At 43.8% G+C, this 19,351-nt stretch carries 21 protein-coding genes and 2 tRNA genes; all 23 read left to right on the top strand.

Features of this window, described 5'->3' with window-relative positions; all coding sequences use genetic code 11:
• A partial coding sequence (locus IID12_05185) for an NAD-dependent dihydroorotate dehydrogenase B electron transfer subunit (protein ID MCH8288483.1) occupies positions 1–118 on the top strand: 118 nt, incomplete at its 5' end.
• Complete coding sequence (locus tag IID12_05180; protein MCH8288482.1) at positions 118–1,056, top strand: dihydroorotate dehydrogenase; 939 nt, start codon at positions 118–120, stop codon at positions 1,054–1,056. The genes IID12_05185 and IID12_05180, both read left to right, overlap by 1 nt.
• Positions 1,047–1,502, top strand: a complete 456-nt coding sequence (locus tag IID12_05175) for a septal ring lytic transglycosylase RlpA family protein (protein MCH8288481.1) — start codon at positions 1,047–1,049, stop codon at positions 1,500–1,502. Before IID12_05180 ends, IID12_05175 begins: the two co-directional genes overlap by 10 nt.
• Positions 1,503–1,524: 22 nt before the next feature.
• Positions 1,525–2,337: a phosphatidate cytidylyltransferase gene (locus IID12_05170; GenBank protein ID MCH8288480.1), complete on the top strand. Its 813-nt coding sequence runs from the start codon at positions 1,525–1,527 to the stop codon at positions 2,335–2,337.
• 151 nt (positions 2,338–2,488) lie between these two features.
• Positions 2,489–3,979 (top strand): aldehyde dehydrogenase family protein, encoded by a 1,491-nt coding sequence (locus tag IID12_05165; GenBank protein MCH8288479.1) that lies wholly within the window; start codon positions 2,489–2,491, stop codon positions 3,977–3,979.
• A 22-nt stretch (positions 3,980–4,001) separates the two neighbouring features.
• Positions 4,002–5,315: an L-lysine 6-transaminase gene (locus IID12_05160; protein MCH8288478.1), complete on the top strand. Its 1,314-nt coding sequence runs from the start codon at positions 4,002–4,004 to the stop codon at positions 5,313–5,315.
• A 7-nt stretch (positions 5,316–5,322) separates the two neighbouring features.
• Positions 5,323–6,000: a 16S rRNA (cytidine(1402)-2'-O)-methyltransferase gene (rsmI, locus tag IID12_05155; GenBank protein ID MCH8288477.1), complete on the top strand. Its 678-nt coding sequence runs from the start codon at positions 5,323–5,325 to the stop codon at positions 5,998–6,000.
• 1 nt (position 6,001) lies between these two features.
• On the top strand, positions 6,002–6,691 hold the full coding sequence (locus IID12_05150; GenBank protein MCH8288476.1) for a CDP-alcohol phosphatidyltransferase family protein: 690 nt from the start codon (positions 6,002–6,004) through the stop codon (positions 6,689–6,691).
• Positions 6,692–6,730: 39 nt separating this feature from the next.
• On the top strand, positions 6,731–6,964 hold the full coding sequence (locus IID12_05145; GenBank protein ID MCH8288475.1) for an inositol-3-phosphate synthase: 234 nt from the start codon (positions 6,731–6,733) through the stop codon (positions 6,962–6,964).
• On the top strand, positions 6,961–7,632 hold the full coding sequence (gene tmk / locus IID12_05140; GenBank protein ID MCH8288474.1) for a dTMP kinase: 672 nt from the start codon (positions 6,961–6,963) through the stop codon (positions 7,630–7,632). The genes IID12_05145 and tmk overlap by 4 nt, the downstream gene beginning before the upstream one ends.
• Positions 7,625–9,280, top strand: coding sequence for a PDZ domain-containing protein (locus IID12_05135; protein MCH8288473.1), 1,656 nt, complete (start codon positions 7,625–7,627; stop codon positions 9,278–9,280). Before tmk ends, IID12_05135 begins: the two co-directional genes overlap by 8 nt.
• A gap of 141 nt (positions 9,281–9,421) precedes the next feature.
• Positions 9,422–9,495 (top strand) — tRNA-Val (locus tag IID12_05130).
• 4 nt (positions 9,496–9,499) lie between these two features.
• A complete protein-coding gene (gene thrS / locus IID12_05125; protein MCH8288472.1) occupies positions 9,500–11,419 on the top strand; it encodes a threonine--tRNA ligase in 1,920 nt (639 codons plus the stop codon).
• Between the two features lie 30 nt (positions 11,420–11,449).
• Positions 11,450–11,944, top strand: a complete 495-nt coding sequence (locus tag IID12_05120) for a translation initiation factor IF-3 (protein ID MCH8288471.1) — start codon at positions 11,450–11,452, stop codon at positions 11,942–11,944.
• Between the two features lie 25 nt (positions 11,945–11,969).
• On the top strand, positions 11,970–12,164 hold the full coding sequence (rpmI, locus tag IID12_05115; protein ID MCH8288470.1) for a 50S ribosomal protein L35: 195 nt from the start codon (positions 11,970–11,972) through the stop codon (positions 12,162–12,164).
• Positions 12,165–12,187: 23 nt separating this feature from the next.
• Entirely contained in the window at positions 12,188–12,541 is a 354-nt protein-coding gene (gene rplT / locus IID12_05110) for a 50S ribosomal protein L20 (protein ID MCH8288469.1), read from the top strand.
• Positions 12,542–12,553: 12 nt separating this feature from the next.
• Complete coding sequence (pheS, locus tag IID12_05105) at positions 12,554–13,570, top strand: phenylalanine--tRNA ligase subunit alpha (protein ID MCH8288468.1); 1,017 nt, start codon at positions 12,554–12,556, stop codon at positions 13,568–13,570.
• A gap of 9 nt (positions 13,571–13,579) precedes the next feature.
• On the top strand, positions 13,580–15,967 hold the full coding sequence (locus IID12_05100) for a phenylalanine--tRNA ligase subunit beta (protein ID MCH8288467.1): 2,388 nt from the start codon (positions 13,580–13,582) through the stop codon (positions 15,965–15,967).
• 17 nt (positions 15,968–15,984) lie between these two features.
• Complete coding sequence (locus IID12_05095; GenBank protein ID MCH8288466.1) at positions 15,985–16,197, top strand: hypothetical protein; 213 nt, start codon at positions 15,985–15,987, stop codon at positions 16,195–16,197.
• A 47-nt stretch (positions 16,198–16,244) separates the two neighbouring features.
• Positions 16,245–16,553 carry a cell division protein ZapA gene (locus IID12_05090; protein ID MCH8288465.1) on the top strand — a complete coding sequence of 103 codons (309 nt, stop codon included), beginning with the start codon at positions 16,245–16,247 and terminating at the stop codon, positions 16,551–16,553.
• 161 nt (positions 16,554–16,714) lie between these two features.
• Entirely contained in the window at positions 16,715–18,274 is a 1,560-nt protein-coding gene (gene rny, locus IID12_05085) for a ribonuclease Y (GenBank protein MCH8288464.1), read from the top strand.
• Between the two features lie 12 nt (positions 18,275–18,286).
• The gene (locus IID12_05080; GenBank protein MCH8288463.1) at positions 18,287–19,165 is read left to right on the top strand and encodes a bifunctional 5,10-methylenetetrahydrofolate dehydrogenase/5,10-methenyltetrahydrofolate cyclohydrolase; all 879 of its coding nucleotides are present in this window, start codon (positions 18,287–18,289) and stop codon (positions 19,163–19,165) included.
• A gap of 72 nt (positions 19,166–19,237) precedes the next feature.
• A tRNA-Arg gene (locus tag IID12_05075) sits at positions 19,238–19,311 on the top strand.
• Positions 19,312–19,351: the final 40 nt, after the last annotated feature.

Raw genomic sequence — 19,351 nt, 5'->3', positions numbered from 1 at the left:
GCTGTGTCTCGGCTGTATAATGGAAAATTCTCTCAAAAGATACACCGAAACGGGTAGAAAATATGCTCTCGCCTGCAAAGAAGGTCCCGTTTTCGACGCCTCGGATCTGATTTTATGATGAAGAGCGCCGAAGAGAGGTGGGAAGTAGATTTTTCAGTCGGTCTTGCATCCCTGAATCTTAAGAATCCGCTGTTAGCAGCCTCAGGTACTTTCGGGTACGGCGATGAAACCAAGGATTTGGTGAATTCTGAGCAGTTCGGGGGAATATGCACTAAATCTCTGACATTGAAACCCCGGGACGGAAATCCGCCGCCGCGAATCGCCGAACTTGAATACGGCATGCTTAACGCCATAGGACTTGCCAACATCGGAGTGCAAAAGTTCATAGATGAAAAACTATCCTATTTGAAGGAGATAAACACGGCGGTCATAGTGAACGTCGCCGGGTTTTCCATCTCCGATTACGTAGAGGCGGTCAAGAAGCTGGATTCGCTGGAGGGAATCGACGGGTATGAGATAAACGTTTCCTGCCCGAACGTTGACGGCGGCTTGGAATTCGGTAGTTCAGCGGAATCCGCCGCTGAATTGACGGGTAAATTAAGGAAAGAGACCGACCGCTTACTGATGATAAAGCTCTCTCCCAACGTAACGAGCATAGAGGAAATAGCAATCGCCGTCGAATCAGCCGGCGCAGACGCTATCTCATTGATAAACACGCTTGTGGGAATGAGCCTCGACATTATATCTGAACGCCCTCTTCTCGAAAGGGGATACGGAGGATACAGCGGTCCGGGAATTAAACCGGTAGCTCTCGCGATGGTGAACAAGGTTTTCAATTCCGTTAAGATTCCGGTCGTTGGAATGGGAGGCATAACAAACTCGGAAGATGTCGTCCAATTTATGCTCGCCGGAGCCACGGCTGTACAACTCGGAACGCAGAATTATATCGATCCCACATCCGTTATCAGCATCTTAGACGGCCTCATTGATATCTGCGAAGCAAAAGGGTTACGTAATATTTCAGAGCTGACAGGCAGGTTGAAAAAGTGGGAATAATTAAATTAACTCCTCTTCTAATCTTTGTCGGTTTGCTGTCATGCAGTCCGAATCCGCATTTCCGTGCTGACGGGATCAACAATGAACGGAAAAGCAGCAAACAAAATGCCACCGGTCTCGAGAAGATTCAATACGGTGTTTCTTCTTATTACGGTCCGAAATTCCACGGCAGGAAGACGGCTAACGGCGAGATATTCGATATGTATAAGGTCTCCGCAGCTCACAGATTTCTTCCGCTCGGAACGATAATAAAGGTAACGAACCTTGATAACCGAAAGACTCTCAAGATACGAATAAACGACAGGGGGCCATTCGCAAACAACAGGATATTGGATTGCTCCTATGCGGCGGCGCTGAAACTTGATTTTGTGGAACAGGGAACAGCGAACATTAAATTGGTTGTAATCGAAATGGGTACAGGTAAAACAGGCACGGGAGAAAAATGAAACTAAACACAGGGGAATCAAAATGTCGGAATCAGTAAAACGTGTGTTGGTAGCTGTTGTAGGTATTCCCCTCATCATTGGATCTATATATTCTGGCGGTGTTTATTTTATTCTTGTCCTGACCGCCATCGCTCTACTCTCTCAAAATGAATATTACAATCTCGCGAAAATCAGTGGTTTTCGGGTTGATAAGATACTCGGCATGTCATCGGGTTTGATAATACTCCTGCTCATTTACTTGGAGGGAGAGGAGTTTATACTGCATTTCTTATTGGTGGCGACGCTGCTTATTCTGATCGTAGAAATATTCAAGAAAGAAGCTTCACCATTGAACAGCTCGGCGGCGCTGATTTTCGGCATCATATATCCTACACTTATGATAGGAACGCTATATCCGCTGCGGAATATGGGGAGTTCGGGTGCAGAATTGGGTTTGAATATCGTTTTTGCGCTTATAGCGGGTGTTTGGGTGTGTGATACAGCGGCGTACTATATTGGAAAGGCAATCGGGAAACATAAACTGATCGAAAGAGTGAGCCCGAAAAAGACATGGGAGGGTTCGATAGCGGGATTCATAGCGGCACTTGCTTTTTTAACAGGATTAAAATATTACGGATTCCTACCGGCAATTCCATCTTATGAAAAAGTCATAGCGATAGCCGTCATCGCGGGCGTTGGAGGTCAATTAGGCGATCTGTTCGAATCGCTGCTAAAAAGAGATGCCGGAATAAAAGATTCAGGGAAGTTCCTCCCCGGACACGGGGGTGTCCTGGACAGGTTCGACGCACTGATATTCGCCGCACCGATAGCATATATTTACCTGAATATCGTTTAATTCAGGAATATAACAAGGTAGTTTAGGGGGGATTATATCTTACTATAAATCTATTCATTAAGACAGGAATATTCTTGATAATATAGCTCTTATTAGGGTATCTTAAATTGTTTATGCACATAATTATTTGAAGATTCAAAGGGAAATATTGATGAGTGAAAGATATAGAAATTACATAGCCGGTGAGTGGAGCGACTCCATCAGCGGGAAGACGTTCGATAACCGGAATCCCGCAAAGTGGGATGAGATAGTCGGAGTTTTCCCCGATTCTAACGAAGACGACGTTAACAGAGCCGTCACCGCAGCGAGGGAGGCGTTCAAGGAATGGAGTGACGTTCCTGCCCCTATAAGAGGAAATATGATCAAAAAAGCCGGTGATATTCTTGTGGAACGGAAGGAAGAAATCGCAAAATTGATGACCCGCGAGATGGGGAAGGTGCTGATCGAGACAAGGGGAGACGTTCAGGAGGGAATTGACACCGCTTATTATTCCGCTTCGGAAGGAAGAAGGATGTTCGGTCATACGGCGCCGTCGGAGTTGCGAGACAAATATAATATCGTTATCCGGCGTTCTGTCGGTCCGGCGGGTATTATCACTCCGTGGAATTTCCCTCTGGCGATACCGACATGGAAGATATTTCCAGCGTTGACTACCGGAAACACAGTGGTTTTCAAGCCTGCTTCTGATACCCCCGCAACGGCTACGGTCTTCGTAGAAGTACTCGTTGAAGCGGGTATACCACCCGGCGTAATAAATATCGTCCATGGAGGCGGCTCAAACGTTGGAACGCCTATAGTGGAACACCCGGATATAAAGCTCATTTCTTTTACCGGTTCTTCCGCTGTGGGTAAGATAATCGCCTCTTCCGGGGGTCAGAAACTAAAGCGGGTATCGTTGGAATTGGGAGGAAAAAACGCCCAAATAGTCTTGAACGACGCCGATGTGGAATTAGCCACGGAAGGAGCTGTCTGGGGAGCCTTCGGAACCACAGGTCAAAGATGCACGGCGACCAGCCGGTTGATAGTTCAGGATAAGATTTACGGTGAGTTCATCGAAGCTCTTTTGAAACGGGTTGATAAACTAAAATTGGGAGACGGACTCGATGAATCGGTGGAGGTAGGTCCTATAGTCAATGAGGCGCAAAGAGAATCCATACATGAATACGTCGGGATAGGTAAAGAAGAGGGAGCAACTCTTTCGATAGGCGGAGAGTTTTCATCAGACAAAGATCTCGAAGGGGGATGGTTCTACCAACCTACCATATTCGAAAACGTTGACAAAGAAATGCGGATAGCCAAAGAGGAAATATTCGGTCCTGTTCTCTGCGTTTTGAAATTCAAAGAATTTGACGAGGCTATCGATATTTGCAATAACGTCGATTACGGATTATCCTCGAGTATTTACACAAGGGACGTTAACAAGGCGTTCATGGCGGTTAAAGAGATCGACGCTGGCATAACGTACATAAACGGACCGACAATCGGAGCGGAATGTCATATGCCGTTCGGTGGATGCAAGGATACCGGAAACGGACATAGAGAAGGCGGTTACAGCGCATTTGAATTCTTTACGGAAGAGAAAACGGTATATGTGGACTTCTCGGGTAAATTACAACGGGCACAAATTGATACAGAAGCATAACCATTGACAGAATGAGAGTCGCATATTGAATGTAAACGCAAATAAGGTTAGAGAGATACTTTCAAAGCACATCCTGGCTGATGGATTGGAAGTTGTATTTGATGAGGATAAAAGTCATGGCTCGTGGTTTGTAGACAAAAGAAACGGCAGAAAATATTTGGACTTATATTCTTTTTTTGCCTCATCGCCTGTAGGGTTCAACCATCCGAGCATAATTGAAGCGTCGGAGAAGCTAGGTAAAATAGCCAGGCATAAGCCTACAAATTCGGACATCTATACGGAGACATACGCCGAGTTCTTGGAAAAGTTCAGCGAAGTGGGGATTCCTCCGGAATTACAGCACGCATTTTTTATCGACGGCGGAACGTTAGGAGTCGAAAACGCCCTAAAGGCAGCTTTCGATTGGAAGGTCAGAAGGAACCTCGCCGACGGAAATGGAGAAAAAGGATCGAAAGTTATCCATTTCGTGAACGCATTCCACGGCAGATCAGGTTATACTCTTTCTCTGACCAACACAGGCGAACAAAAGATAAAGTACTTCCCAAAATTTGACTGGCCAAGAATCTCAACGCCGGCTGTCAAGTTCCCGCCTGAAGACAACATAAAACTAATCGAAGCATCGGAGAAAAAATCTATCGAGGAGATAAAAAACGCCATTCTCGAATCTCCTGATGACATTGCCGCTATTATTATTGAGGTGATCCAATCCGAAGGAGGGGATAACCATATCAGAGGTGAATTTCTCAAGGAGTTGCGGGCAATAGCTGATGAGTCGGAGATATTATTGATATTCGATGAGGTTCAAACCGGAGTTGGATTGACAGGTAAATTCTGGGCTTATCAACATTTTGATGCGGTTCCCGACATGATATCATTCGGCAAAAAGATGCAGATATGCGGATTTCTCGCCGGCGCAAGATTAGACGAAGTGGAGGAAAATGTCTTCAATTCTTCCGGTAGATTAAATTCCACTTTCGGAGGCAACATCGTTGACATGGCGAGAACGACAATATATCTGGATATTATTAAAAATGAACAATTGCTTGAAAATGCGGAATTATCAGGCAAACATCTCCTTTACAGAATTCAGGCGCTGCAGGATGAGTTTGAGGGACAGGTATCAAACGCAAGAGGGAGAGGACTGCTTTGCGCTTTCGACCTGCCTTCGGAAAAAGAACGTGATGACCTTGTCAAGAGTATAATCGAAAACGGCGCTCTTATACTCGGCTGCGGGGAAAGGTCGATCAGGTTCAGGCCTTCTCTGAATATCTCAACCGACGAGATAGACCGGGGCATAGAGATTATCGAACAATCCCTGATAAACTACTCCTCATAATTATCGGTTGTCATCCGGTGTTATATATATAGTTGCCACGCCAATAGGAAATTTGGATGATATATCGTTCAGAGCCGTTGAAACTTTAAGAAATGTCGATTTCATTGCCTGCGAAGATACACGCCATACTATAAAACTGCTGAATAAATATGAGATTAAAAATAGATTGATACCCTATCACGACCACAACAAAATAAAAAAAACACCGGTTTTGATAGAGAAGTTGAAAAAAGGACAATCGATGGCGCTTGTCTCCGATGCAGGAACGCCCTCGATTAGCGACCCGGGTTTTTATCTTATTCGGGAGGCGATCAAAAACGATATCGAACTGTCACCCATACCCGGTCCTACCGCACTAATTTCGGCAGTTACGGCATCGGGGCTTGAAATTGACAGGTTCGTATTCGAAGGTTATCTACCGAGAAAAAAAGGCAGAACAAAAAGGCTTAAAGAACTTGCGGAATATCGGGTAACTATAGTAATTTTCGAGGGACCTCACAGAGTTATCAAAACGCTCAATGATTTACGGGAATATTTAGGTGATAGAAAAGCGGCAATTGGGAGAGAAATGACTAAAATGAACGAAGAATTCCTCCGGGGAAGTCTTTCAGAGCTAATTGCACATTATGATAACCGTAAGCCGAGAGGCGAGTATGTGATAGTCGTTGAAAGAAATAAGGACTAAGATGCAGATACCGGAAGAGTATAAAAAGAAATTTCATAGGGACGGATTTAATCTTATTCCGCCGAAATTTATGGAAGGTTTTATCAGGGTAATAATGCCGGTGGCGGATTTTTTCAAATCTTTGAACATGAATCCAAATACTCTTACGACGTTCGGAACTATACTTACGATAGTCGGGTCGATATTTTATGCCCTTTCATATTTAAGGCTTGGCGGTTTGTTTATAATATTTGGAGCTATTTGCGACACACTCGACGGCTGGATCGCAAGAGATATCGGGAAAAAATCCAAATTCGGCGCCTTATATGATTCTGTTATGGATCGATATTCAGAAATTATTATGTATTTCGGGATCGCCGTTCATTTTGTCAGGACTGATTCCTATTGGACTTCCGTAGCGATCTTTGCGGCTGTCGGCGGCTCCGTCATGGTAAGTTACGTCAAGGCAAAGGCAGAAGGATTAGGGTTCGAAATCAACGTCGGCATGATGCAGCGGCCGGAAAGAATCACTTACATTGCAGTTGCTTCTATAATAGGTGACCTACCATACATTGACGAGCTGTTTTTAATGATTGCTATTTGGATAATTGCAGTGTTAGCTAACGTAACAGCAATGCAACGTTTAGTGTATGTATATAAATTAGCTAAAGTCGGTTCAAGGACTAAAACGAAAAGAAAGGCAAAAAAATAAAGCGAGACGAAAAGATATATTTGTTTTAGCAAAGTATAGATGTTACGCGGTAAAAATATAGCTGAACCGAAAGGTAAACCCGGCATACTTCTGCGCGGAATGGGAGGCATACGGGAATGGCTTTCATTTTACTTCAAGAGTCCTATTACGGCTCCCGAAATTTATCCGGAGCATGATCTGTTCATTCAACAGGTTGAATTGAAAAACACTCTGAGGTATATGATGGAATCATATCAGGTTACCCGTCTGGGGACCGAACAGTACGAAGAATGAGTGAAATAGAACAAAACGGGATATTTGTCACGTTTGAAGGGATAGACGGTTCAGGCAAATCGACGCAGGCTAACTCCTTATTAAGGAGGATTCAAGAAAACGGTTACAATGCCGTGTTATTCAGAGAACCCGGAGGGACAAGAATTTCAGAACAGATCAGGCAAATACTGCTGAGCACGAAACATTCGGAGATGGCGGTAATCACGGAAGTGATGCTGTATTCCGCAGCGAGAGCTCAACTGACTGAAGAGATGATCGTCCCGGGCTTGAAGGAAAACGATATTGTAGTGTGCGACCGGTACTTTGATTCGACGATTGCATATCAGGGCTACGGACGAGGAATCAGCCTCGAATTTATTGACGCCCTAATCAAGGAAGCGGCAAAAAGAGTTTGGCCGGATATTACATTCCTCGTGGATGTAGATGTGGAACTTGCAGAAAAAAGATCGGGGACTATCGGAAGGCTCGACAGAATAGAGATGGAAACCGTAGAATTCAAGGACACCGTGATCAGAGGATTCAGGGAAATAGCTTCAAATGACCGCGATAGGATAGTTGTGTTAGACGGCAGTCAAGAGGTCGAGTCACTTACGGATATCGCCTGGGAGAGAATTGAATCATTGCTGCGGCAAAGAGAGTTACTAAAAAAGGAAGAGATTAGTGAATAAGAAAGGCAATCTACGGATAATTATACCCGTCGTGCTGTCAGTATTCGTACTGCTCTACGGGGCAAATTTATTATATTCTTCATCGGATACTTATGAAAAAATCAACAGGGGACTAAAATTATTCGGTCAGGTTTACAAACAGGTCAGTACTACGTATGTTGACGAGATAGACCCTGAAACGTTCGTGGAAGCGGCGATCAAAGGGATGCTCGATTCGCTCGATCCTTATACGTCTTACATCTCACCGGAGAACAGTGAAAACTTAAATATGATGACCTCCGGTACTTACGGAGGCGTTGGAATCAAACTCGGGATCCGGGGAGATTCTCTTACAGTGATCTCTCCGATGGAAGGCACACCGGCGAGCAGGGGGGGAATACTCTCCGGTGATAAGATAATCAAAATTGACAGCGTCTTTTCAAAAAGCTTAAAACTCGACAAAGCAGCGGATATGATCCGGGGTCCGGAAGGTAAGGATGTTATACTTTCAATATATCGGAGAGGGTTCACGGAACCGATTGATTTTACGCTGAAAAGAGAGAAGATAGTAATAAACGAAATTGTCTACACCGGTTATATAAAAGAAGGCATTGGTTATATACGCTTATCAGGATTTTCTAAAAGTTCCGTTAGGAAATTCAAGGAAGCACTTGAGGAGCTGGAAAAGGAAAATCTCGAGAGTATTATTATCGATTTGAGAGATAATCCCGGCGGATTATTGGAATCGGCGTTAAGAATCAGCGATATGTTTATAGATAAAAAAGAACTGCTCGTTTCGACCAAAGGCAGGGTAAAACAAATGAACGTTGAACATTATTCGAAAATCGATCCGTTGTTGGATAAGAAAGTTAAATTGGTCGTTCTCGTGAACGGCGGATCGGCGAGCGCAAGCGAAATATTCGCGGGCGTCATGCAGGACCTGGACAGGGGAGTCATTGTTGGCAGTAAGACCTTTGGAAAGGGATTAGTTCAATCGTTGTTGAATTTACCGTATGACAGAAAGGTCAAAGTCACAACCGGCAAGTACTATATTCCAAGCGGTAGATTAATACAAAAGGAAGATTATTTTCATAACGATAATGTGGTCATAAGAAACAAACCCGATTCGTTGTTCGTTACTTCTAACGGAAGATTTGTTTACGGCGGCGGAGGTATTACACCTGATATAGAGATAAAATATCCGATTCCGAACAAAATTATTACTCATCTCTGGCGCAAAAATATGTTCTACCGGTATTCGACCAACTGGGTTTCGAGCAATCCGGATGCAACCGCACCATTGTTCTTTTCCACAAAGGAAGTAGATCGGTTCTTGAATTTTGTTGAGGAATCCGATTTTGAGTATAAAAGCGAAGCTCAAAAGACTTATGAAAAACTTATAACTCTCCTTGAATCAGGAGAATACACAGATGAGTTGATAAATGAGGTTAAGAATCTCCAAATAGAGACGAGGAGCCTAAAAGACATCTTTAGTCGTGACGATATCAATAATATCGCGCGTGTATTATCGAGAGAAATTTCAGAAAGGATCGGCAAAACGGAAGGGAGATATAGGGCTATATTCTCTACTGATGAAGCGATACTCAAATCAATTCATATCTTAGAGGAAGATTCGGAGTATCACAATACATTACGGTCAGGTTCTTGACCTATTTTCTTTTATTTCTTGACAAGTTTAAGTGAATAGATTAGTTTCAAACCCTGTTGAATGCAACGGTTGCAGGGATTTTTAAATCCCGGGCAAATGTAAGTACCTGCAGGATTCTAAGTTGCAATCGGAATTTTGTAGGGGCGGTTAGCTCAGCTGGTTAGAGTGCTTGCTCGACACGCAAGAAGTCACTGGTTCGAATCCAGTACCGCCCACGAAATGGGTAAAGAAATTGAAATCAAACTGCCTGACGGAACGGTAACACGTTACAATGAAGGGGTTACAGGCGCGGAGATAGCCTCTTCGATAGGAAAGGGATTGGCGAAGGCGGCTCTTTCCATTAAGGTTAACGGGGACATATATGACCTTGACCGTCCTATACAGAAAAGCACGGCGGTGGAAATACTTACCGACAAAAGCGCTGAATCGAAAACCATTATCTGGCACAGCACCAGTCACATCATGGCTCAAGCGGTTCAGGAACTGTTTCCCGGCACGAAAGTAACGCTCGGACCACCTATAGCTGACGGATTCTACTACGATTTTGATACGGAAAGACCCTTCACGGAAAATGATCTCGAAGATATTGAGAAGCGCATGAAGGAGATAATCTCAGGTAATCACAGATTCAGCAGGAAGGTTATATCTCGTGACGAAGCGGTTAAAATGTTCAAGGAGAAAGGTGAAAATTATAAGGTAGAGATATTATCTGAAATTAAGGACGACACAGTCTCTATATACACACAAAATGGGTGGACCGATCTATGCCGTGGACCTCATGTACCGACAACCGCCTCCATAAAAGCGGTTAAACTGCTTAAGGTTGCCGGATCGTACTGGAGGGGAGATGAAAAGCGACAGCAGCTGCAAAGAATATATGGAACGTCGTATTACGACCCGAAAGAATTAAAAGCCCACCTGACAATGCTCGAAGAGGCTAAGAAAAGAGATCATCGGAAGTTGGGAAAAGAGTTGGAACTATTCGCATTTCATGATATTGCACCCGGAGCTCCATTTTGGCTTCCAAACGGTATGATAATCATACGGGAGCTGGAAAAATATCTTAGAGAGAAACTTGATGAAGCGGGTTACGTGGAGTGTTCTACGCCGATTCTCGTTAAAAAGTCGGTGTGGGAGAAGTCAGGGCACTGGGACTATTATCGTGAAAATATGTTTATCGTTGAAGATAACGAGCAGATATACGGATTAAAACCGATGAATTGTCCGGAATCTACCTATATTTACTCTATGAAAACACGATCGTACCGTGATTTACCGTTGAGAATAGCGGAAACAGGGACGCTTCACCGTAATGAAGTCTCGGGCGCGGTCGGCGGTTTATTCCGCGTTAAGCAGCTGACAATGGACGATGCTCATCTATTCATTCTTCCCGAGCAGATTACCGAAGAGGTAAACGGCTGCATAAATTTAATCCGTGAATTTTATTCGACGTTTGATTTCGAACCAAGTTACTTTTTTTCCACGAAACCTGATAAAGCAATGGGTGATAGCAAGTTATGGGATAAAGCTGAAGAAGCGCTTGAAGAAGCTTTAAAGTCTCAGGGACTCGCATACGAGGTAAAAGAGAAGGATGGGGCGTTTTACGGCCCGAAAATCGATATACAGGTGAAGGACGCTATCGGTCGTGCGTGGCAATTAGCGACTGTGCAGCTTGATTTTGTATTACCGGAGCGCTTCAATCTCGAATACATCGATGAAAATGACAAGCGACAGAGACCGGTGATGATCCATCGGGCGATATTCGGTTCATTCGAGAGATTTATCGGAGTATTGATCGAGCATTTTTCTGGCAACTTCCCTACCTGGCTGTCTCCGCTTCAGGCAATAGTATTGCCAATCTCGGAAAAGCATCATGAATATGCGCAATCTGTTTTATCCGAACTTAAAAAGGCTGGTGTCAGAACCAAAGCGGACGTCAGACCGGAAAAGATCGGTTCAAAAATCAGGGACGCGGAGACACAAAAAGTCCCGTATATGCTTATCGTGGGAGATAAAGAGTCGGAGTCCTCAACTGTTTCGGTTCGCAGGCATACGCTCGGAGACACCGGACAAAAACCGCTGGATACGTTCATAAGTGAGCTAATTGAAGAGATATCCGAGAGGCGGATCAATAATTGATAAACAAAGGAGTTTAATTCGGAAAAAGAGATACACGTAAACGAAAAAATAAAATCTACTGAGATCAGAGTAGTTGACGAGGACGGGGGCGCACTCGGCATTATGGCCACAACTGAAGCAATGGCAATTGCTGAAGAGAGGGGTCTTGACCTTGTAGAGATTGCACCGGATGGGAATCCTCCGGTTTGCAAACTCATGGATTACGGCAAGTACAAATATGAAAAGCGAAGAAAACTAAAAGAAGCGAAAAAGAAGCAGCATGTAATTCATGTTAAGGAAGTCAGATTCAGACCGATGATTGACGAGCACGACTTCCAAACGAAAATAAAAAGGGCTAAAAAATTTATAGAAGCAAAGAACAAACTAAAAATTACTGTGATGTTCCGCGGTAGAGAGATGACACACTTAGAATACGGTGACTATTTAATGGAAAAAATAACCAAAGAATTAGAGGATTTAGCTGTCATTTCTTCTCAACCTTCGAGGGAAGGCAGGTTCATCACGGCTTATTTCATGCCTAAATAGAAAATGGAACCAAGGAAGATAAATTATGCCTAAAATGAAAAGTCACAGGGGTGCCTCAAAGCGTTTCAAGACAACGGCATCCGGTAAGCTAAAAAGGAAGAAAGCTTATCACAGCCATATATTGAACAAGAAATCGACAAAGAGAAAAAGAAAGCTGCGTAAAAGCACTCTCGTCAGCGTAGCCGATGCGAAAAACGTTAAGCAGATGATATTGAAATAAACATTCAGTGGAGATAGATTTTTATGCCGAGAATTACCAATGCAGTACAGCGAAAGAGCAGACACAAAAAGATATTAAAAGAAGCAAAAGGATACCGGGGTGGCCGAAGCAAGTTATATAAAACTGCTAAAGAGTCAGTAGATAAAGCGCTGCAATATAGCTACCGGGATAGAAAAAAACGTAAAGGCGATTTCAAACGTCTTTGGATTACAAGAATAAACGCCGCAGCGAGACTGAATGGATTGAGCTATTCGAAATTTATATCAGGTTTAAATGCAGCCGGAATCAAGTTAGATAGAAAGGTGTTGGCTGACATCGCCGTCAGGGATCCGGATGCCTTCACACTGATATCCGAAAAGGCTATAAAGGCATCATAATACTATCAATTCATGCCGCAGCCAGACCTCCAAAAACATCTCGAAGAATTTGAGAGCCAACTAAAAGACTCCACCCACGCCTCTTCGTTAGAAGAGTTGCGAATAAAATACTTGGGCAGGAAGGGTGTAATTGCGTCACTGGTTGACGAACTCAACGCTCTTCCGGCTGAAGACAGACCCGCTTACGGCAAAGCAGTCAATACGCTCAAATCGAAAATAACCAATGCATACGATATGGCGCTGAAAGAACTTCAGAAAGGTTCGGGTTCGACGCAATCCGTGGATTTCGATTATACGCTGCCGACACTCTCTTCGTTCATCGGCAGGAAACATCCTCTGACCCAGGTGTGGGAGGAGATGATGAATATTTTCAATCGGATGGGGTTTGAAGTTGTAAGAGGACCGGAAGTAGAAACGGAATACTATAATTTCACCGCATTGAACTTCCCCGAAAACCACCCGGCAAGAGATATGCAGGACACTTTTTATATCACCGATGACACGCTATTGCGGACTCATACATCTCCTGTGCAAATCAGAACGATGTTGTCCTCATCTCCACCGGTCAGGGTTGTAGTACCCGGCAGAGTTTACCGGAACGAGGCAATCAGCGCCCGCAGTTACTGCGTATTCAATCAAATCGAAGGCTTATATATCGATAAGGGAGTTAGCCTTGCTGATTTGAAGGGGACTTTAATCTCGTTCGCCAAGCAGCTCTTCGGAAGTGACGTTAACACACGATTCAGGCCGAGCTATTTTCCTTTTACCGAGCCGAGCGCAGAAATGGACGTCTCCTGTATGATCTGCGGAGGGAAGGGATGTCGAGTATGTAAACATACAGGTTGGTTGGAGCTTCTCGGAGCCGGGATGGTGCACCCGAATGTATTGAAAAATGTCGATTATGACCCTGAGGTCTATACCGGATTTGCGTGGGGTTTGGGGATTGAGAGAACGACGATGATGCGCTATGGAATCAATGACATCCGGTTCTTCTACGACGGCGACTTAAAATTCTTACAGCAATTTTAACGGTTTGAAATGAATATATCGCTTAACTGGTTATCCGATTTTATCGAACTCTCCGAATCACCGGAGGAGATTTCGGAAATACTCACTATGGCAGGATTGGAAGTGGCATCAATATCCGCCGGAGTTTCCTATGAGGGTGTGATAGTCGGCGAAGTGATCAAATGTGATAAACATCCGAACGCAGATAAACTCTCGATCTGTGAAGTAAACATAGGAAATGCTGAGAACCTGTCCATTGTCTGCGGCGCGCCTAACGTCAAGGCGGGTCAAAAGGTGCCAGTAGCCCTCGTCGGAACCGAGCTGCCGGGTAACTTGAAAATCAAAAAAGCGAAGATACGGGGGGAAATGTCAAACGGTATGATCTGCTCTGAGAAAGAATTAAACATATCCGATTCCTCAGATGGGATTATGGTACTCGATAAATCCGCAGAAGTAGGTAAAGCGATATCGGAGGTGCTTAAACCCGATGATACCGTTCTTGAACTTGATTTAACTCCGAACAGACCGGATGCGCTCTCCCATATCGGCGTAGCGAGAGACATATCGGCTATTCTTAACAAAAAGGTCACCAAACCTGAATTCACGCTTGAAGAATCTTCTGAAGATTCAACGGCATCATTCAAGATAAAGATTCTCGACTCTGAGGGATGCCCTCGTTTTGCAGCAAGAATCATTAAAGGCGTAAAATTAAAAGAATCTCCCGATTGGATGAAAAAACGATTAGAATCCGTCGGCATAAGAGCGATTAATAACGTAGTAGATGCCTCCAATTACGTTCTTATGGAATCAGGTCATCCGATTCATATTTTTGACATGGATCGTCTAAGCGGTAACAGAATTGAAGTCCGTTCCTCTGATAAAGGCGAAAAAGTTACCACTCTTGACGGCGTTGAGCGTGAATTACCTGAAGGCACCGTGCTTGTATGCGATGCCGATAAGCCAGTGGGAATAGGCGGTATAATGGGATTGGATAATTCCGAGGTCTCAGAATCTACCGTAAACCTCCTGATAGAATGCGCCCAGTTCGATGCCGGTCGAATAAGGAGTAGTTCCAAGTCTCTCGGGCTCTACACCGAGGCTTCCAAACGTTTCGAGCGTGGGTGTGATCCTGGAGACATAGAATACTCTCTTGACCGGATCACATCGTTAATATTGGATACGGCAGGAGGGGCAGCTCTTAAAGGAATTATCGATGAATACCCGGGGGAAATCCAGCGAAGGACGCTGACTCTTCGTTTGAGCCGTTTAAACACGATAGTAGGAATAGAAATACCCAAGAAAAAGGTACTCGAAATTTTGAGTAAATTAGAATATGAAATAATCTCGAAAGAAAAAGATGAACTCAGCCTGTCGGTCCCATCTTTCAGGCCTGATGTAACCGGTGAAATAGACGTTATTGAGGAAATCGCGAGAATATACGGTTACGATAACATTCCGCCCGCAGAGGTAGCTCGAATCAGACTGGAAAGCCCTTCTAATAACAATGAGGTATTGAACTTAAGGATTAAGAACATATTAGTCGGGTTAGGCGCAACAGAAATATACACAAATAGTCTGATGCCGTATGAAATGTGGAAGCTATCCGGGCAGGACAACAAACCGGTAAGAGTCAAAAATCCTGTAAGCAGGGAGATGGAGTGTCTTCGGTCGTCTCTTATGCCCAGAATGCTGGAGACTGTACAATACAATCTGAACAGACAGCAGAGCGGCGTAAAGTTTTTTGAGGATGGAGTTGTGGCCAAATTAGATCAGTCTTCCGAGACCGGAGTTTCTGAGACGCAAATGATCGGCGTAATTCTTGCCGGCAATCAATCTCCTCCGAATTGGATGGCTGAAGAAAGAGAGACGGACTTCTATACTCTCAAGAACAACGCAGAATCGTTTTTAATAAGCTGTGGATTCCGAACCATAACTCAAACACCAGCTCCAAAAAGGTATTTTGAAAGTGCATTCGCTATATTCGGTGATGGAGTTGAAATTGGAGTGATGGGTGAAATTTCAGGAAACTTGATAAAAAAGTTTGACTTAGACGAAAAAGTATATTATTTTGAGGCAGATGTAAACCCCTTGTATGTGCAGTTAGAAAAAGAGGTTTCCTTTTCAGAACCGAGCAAATATCCAACCATAGAGAGAGATATTTCGTTTATTGTTGACCAAAAAATAAAATCGGAGCAGCTGACGGAAATAGTAAGGGATAACGGCGGAGAATTATTGAGCGACCTCAACATAAGTTCTGTATACAGGGGAGAACCGCTTGCTTCCGATGAGCGAAGCATAACATATCACCTTCGCTTTTCATCGACAAAGAGCACACTCGTAGAATACGAAATAGACACTATCTGTATGAAGATAGTGACGGAAGCCAACAAGAAATCAGGGGCAAGAATACGGGAATAAAATCGGAGAACCATTAAATGGAAGCGCATAACTTTAATATCCTTGAATCGAAAATCAGGCAGGCAATAGAAGAGATCAAAAGATTAAAAAACGATAATGCTCAGTTGAGATCAAAACTGAACAACGATGATAGTGGAGACGTTGAAGCAAAATCTGTAGTAAGCGACAGTGCGCAAAAAGAACTCCTGCAAAAAGTCGATGATATGATTGAAGTACTCGATCAAATATAAGTAGAAGGAAGGAAGAGATTAACTTAAAATAGGAATCTCATTAAAAGATGGAAAATGCGGAAAATTTAGTAAAAGTAGACATATACGGAAAAGAATACACCGTTAAGGGACAGGCTGACTCTTCATACATAGAGAGCGTTGCCGAATATGTTGACTCAAAGATGAAAGAGGTAGACGCAAACGTTCCATTCGAATCTTCACTCAGAGTCGCGATTCTTGCAGCTATGAATATAACCGACGAGTTGTTCAGTCAGAAAAGTTTGAAGAATGTCAAAAATGAGGACATTGAAGAAAAGGCAAGAATTCTCGTGCAAGAATTAGAAGATACGCTGGAGAGTACGTCCGCAGAAGACTGATAAGCACCAAATAATCAGTTCAAAATTTTCATTTCATTTTCCAAATCTCCACATTACCGATTTGCGGTTCACAGGGATATAGTAACTATGAAAGCTGGAGCTGAATTGTTGACTGACAGTAGATTTGAAATTAATTTTAAGAAATACGAGGATGCCATTAATTGACCGCCGCTGACGTCCTATATATTTTAATTGGCAGCGGACTGGGATTAGCTGCCGGGTGGATCATTTCCGCTCAATACCAACGAAGTAAAGTCATCGGCGCCGAAGGTTCGGCGAAGAGTATACTTGAGCGGGCACAAAAAGATGCCGAATCATTAAAAAAAGAAATTGAGATCGAATCCAAAGACGCAATGCTAAAGTTAAAAAAGGAGGCTGAAGATAAGGTACAGGAACAGACTTCCAACTTACAGGTTCGTGAAAATTCTCTTAATCAGAGGGAGTTGTCGATAGGAAGAAGTTCTGATATATTGGATAAAAGAGAATCAGAATTAAAATCCGCCGACGAAGACCTTAAAGAAAGAAGAAGGATTCTGAATAATAAAGATGAACAGGTCACAAAGGTCTTAGAAGAACAGAACGTCAAGTTGGAAACGATTGCAGCGATGTCTCAGGAGGAAGCTAAAGAGCTTCTTCTCGAAAACCTGTTGGCAAAAGCCCGGCAGGATGCTGCAAAGCAGGTGAAAGAGATAAAAGATACAGCAGTACGGAACGCCGTATTGGAAGCAAAAAAAATAATCGTAACCGCTATCCAGCGAAGCGCTGTAGATCATTCTTCGGAAAATAGCGTTTCCGTGGTAAATCTACCCAGTGATTCGATGAAGGGAAGAATAATCGGGAGAGAAGGGAGGAACATAAGAGCGTTTGAGTCGATAACCGGAACAGAAGTAATAATCGACGACACTCCGGAGGCGGTTGTTATTTCCGGGTTTGATCCTGTCAGGAGAGAAATAGCGAGAATTTCCCTGGAGCATCTCGTAGCGGACGGAAGAATACATCCGGCTCGAATCGAAGAAGTGGTCGAAAAATCTAAACTTGAAGTCACTGAAATAATGGCAAACGCAGCGGAAGCAGCGATAATGGAATTGAATATACCGCGTTTGCATAATGAACTGATGAAGTTACTCGGTAAAATGAATTATAGAACCAGCTACGGTCAGAACGTCCTGAAACACAGTATCGAAGTAGGAATGATATCGGGCTTGATGGCAGCGGAACTTTCACTCGACGGCGAAGTCGCAAAAATCGGCGGACTTTTGCACGATATCGGTAAAGTGATAGATATGGACACAAGCGGACCTCATGCCGTAATAGGGGGTGAGATCGTTCGAAAATACATAGACGATGAAGTTATAGTAAATTCCGTCGAGTCGCATCACGAAGATGTTGAGATGCTTTATCCGATATCAGCGCTTGTGCAGTCAGCCGACGCTATCAGCGGGGCGCGCCGCGGAGCAAGAGGCGATACGCTTGAAGCATACATCAAACGGATGAAAAATTTGGAAGAACTGGTTGAATCGTTTAAAGGTGTATCTAAATCTTATGCTATTCAAGCCGGCAGGGAGATCAGGGTTGTCGTGGAAAATAATATGGTCGACAGCGCCTCAGTGGACAGTCTCGCAACTGAGATATCTGACAAGATCCAGTCGGAACTAACTTATCCCGGGCAGATAAAAGTTGTAGTTATCAGAGAACAACGCTCAATATCTTACGCTAAATAGAGGGAATCTGATTTGGCTCTGATAATTGACGGTAAGGCGATAGCCGCTCAGGTTCGCAGCGAAATCGAGAAAGAGATCAAAGCGCTGCAGGGCAGGTCTGTCACGCCCGGTCTTGGAGTTATCTTAGTCGGTGAGAATCCGGCATCTATGACTTACGTCAAGATGAAGCAAAAGATGTGTGAAGAATTGGGCATAATAACCAAGGAATTCCTTCCGGACGCAGGAATCACTCAGGAAGAACTCATGTCGCTGACAAACGAATTCAATTCCGATCCGGAAATACACGGTATCCTTATTCAACTTCCGCTTCCGGATCATATTGATGAAGAATCGGCTCTGTCGAATCTATCGCCTGAAAAGGACGTTGACGGCTTTCATCCTGTTAACGTCGGTAAGATGACGTTAGGAGAAGGAGGCTTTATACCCGCCACTCCCGCCGGTATTATAGAGCTGCTCATGAAAAGCGGAAACGATCCTGAAGGCAAACACGTTGTAATAATCGGAAGGAGCAGATTAGTCGGAAGACCGCTTCTGAATCTGCTGACTCAAAAAAGGAAGGGAGGTAATGCAACGGTAACTCTATGTCATACGAGAACTAAGGAGCTCTCTTCCCATACAAACCGGGCGGATATTCTCATCGCCGCAGCGGGAATGCCGGAATTTATAGACGGGAGCATGGTAAAAAAGGGGGTAGTCGTAATAGACGTAGGAACAAACAGGGTGAAAGATTCTTCAAAAAAGTCCGGATACAAATTAGTCGGAGACGTTCATTTCGATTCCGTATCGGAAAAAGCTGCCGCAATAACTCCCGTGCCGGGAGGGGTTGGTCCCATGACGATCATGATGTTGATGAAAAACAGCGTGAAGGCAGCCGGCGGATGGTCGAGTTGAATTAATATCATCTTATGATTATACTATCATTAATATTGAGGTATTACTTTTTTGATCTCATTAAATCAATGCGCGCCAGTAGCTCAGTTGGATAGAGTGTTGGCCTCCGAAGCCAAAGGTCGCAGGTTCGAATCCTGCCTGGCGTACAAATTATTCAAATGATCATATCGCAGCAGAAGTTAAATA

Source organism: Candidatus Neomarinimicrobiota bacterium (assembly GCA_022567655.1).
Classification (GTDB): domain Bacteria; phylum Fidelibacterota; class SORT01; order SORT01; family SORT01; genus JADFGO01.
This window is presented reverse-complemented; position numbering and strand designations above follow the sequence as displayed.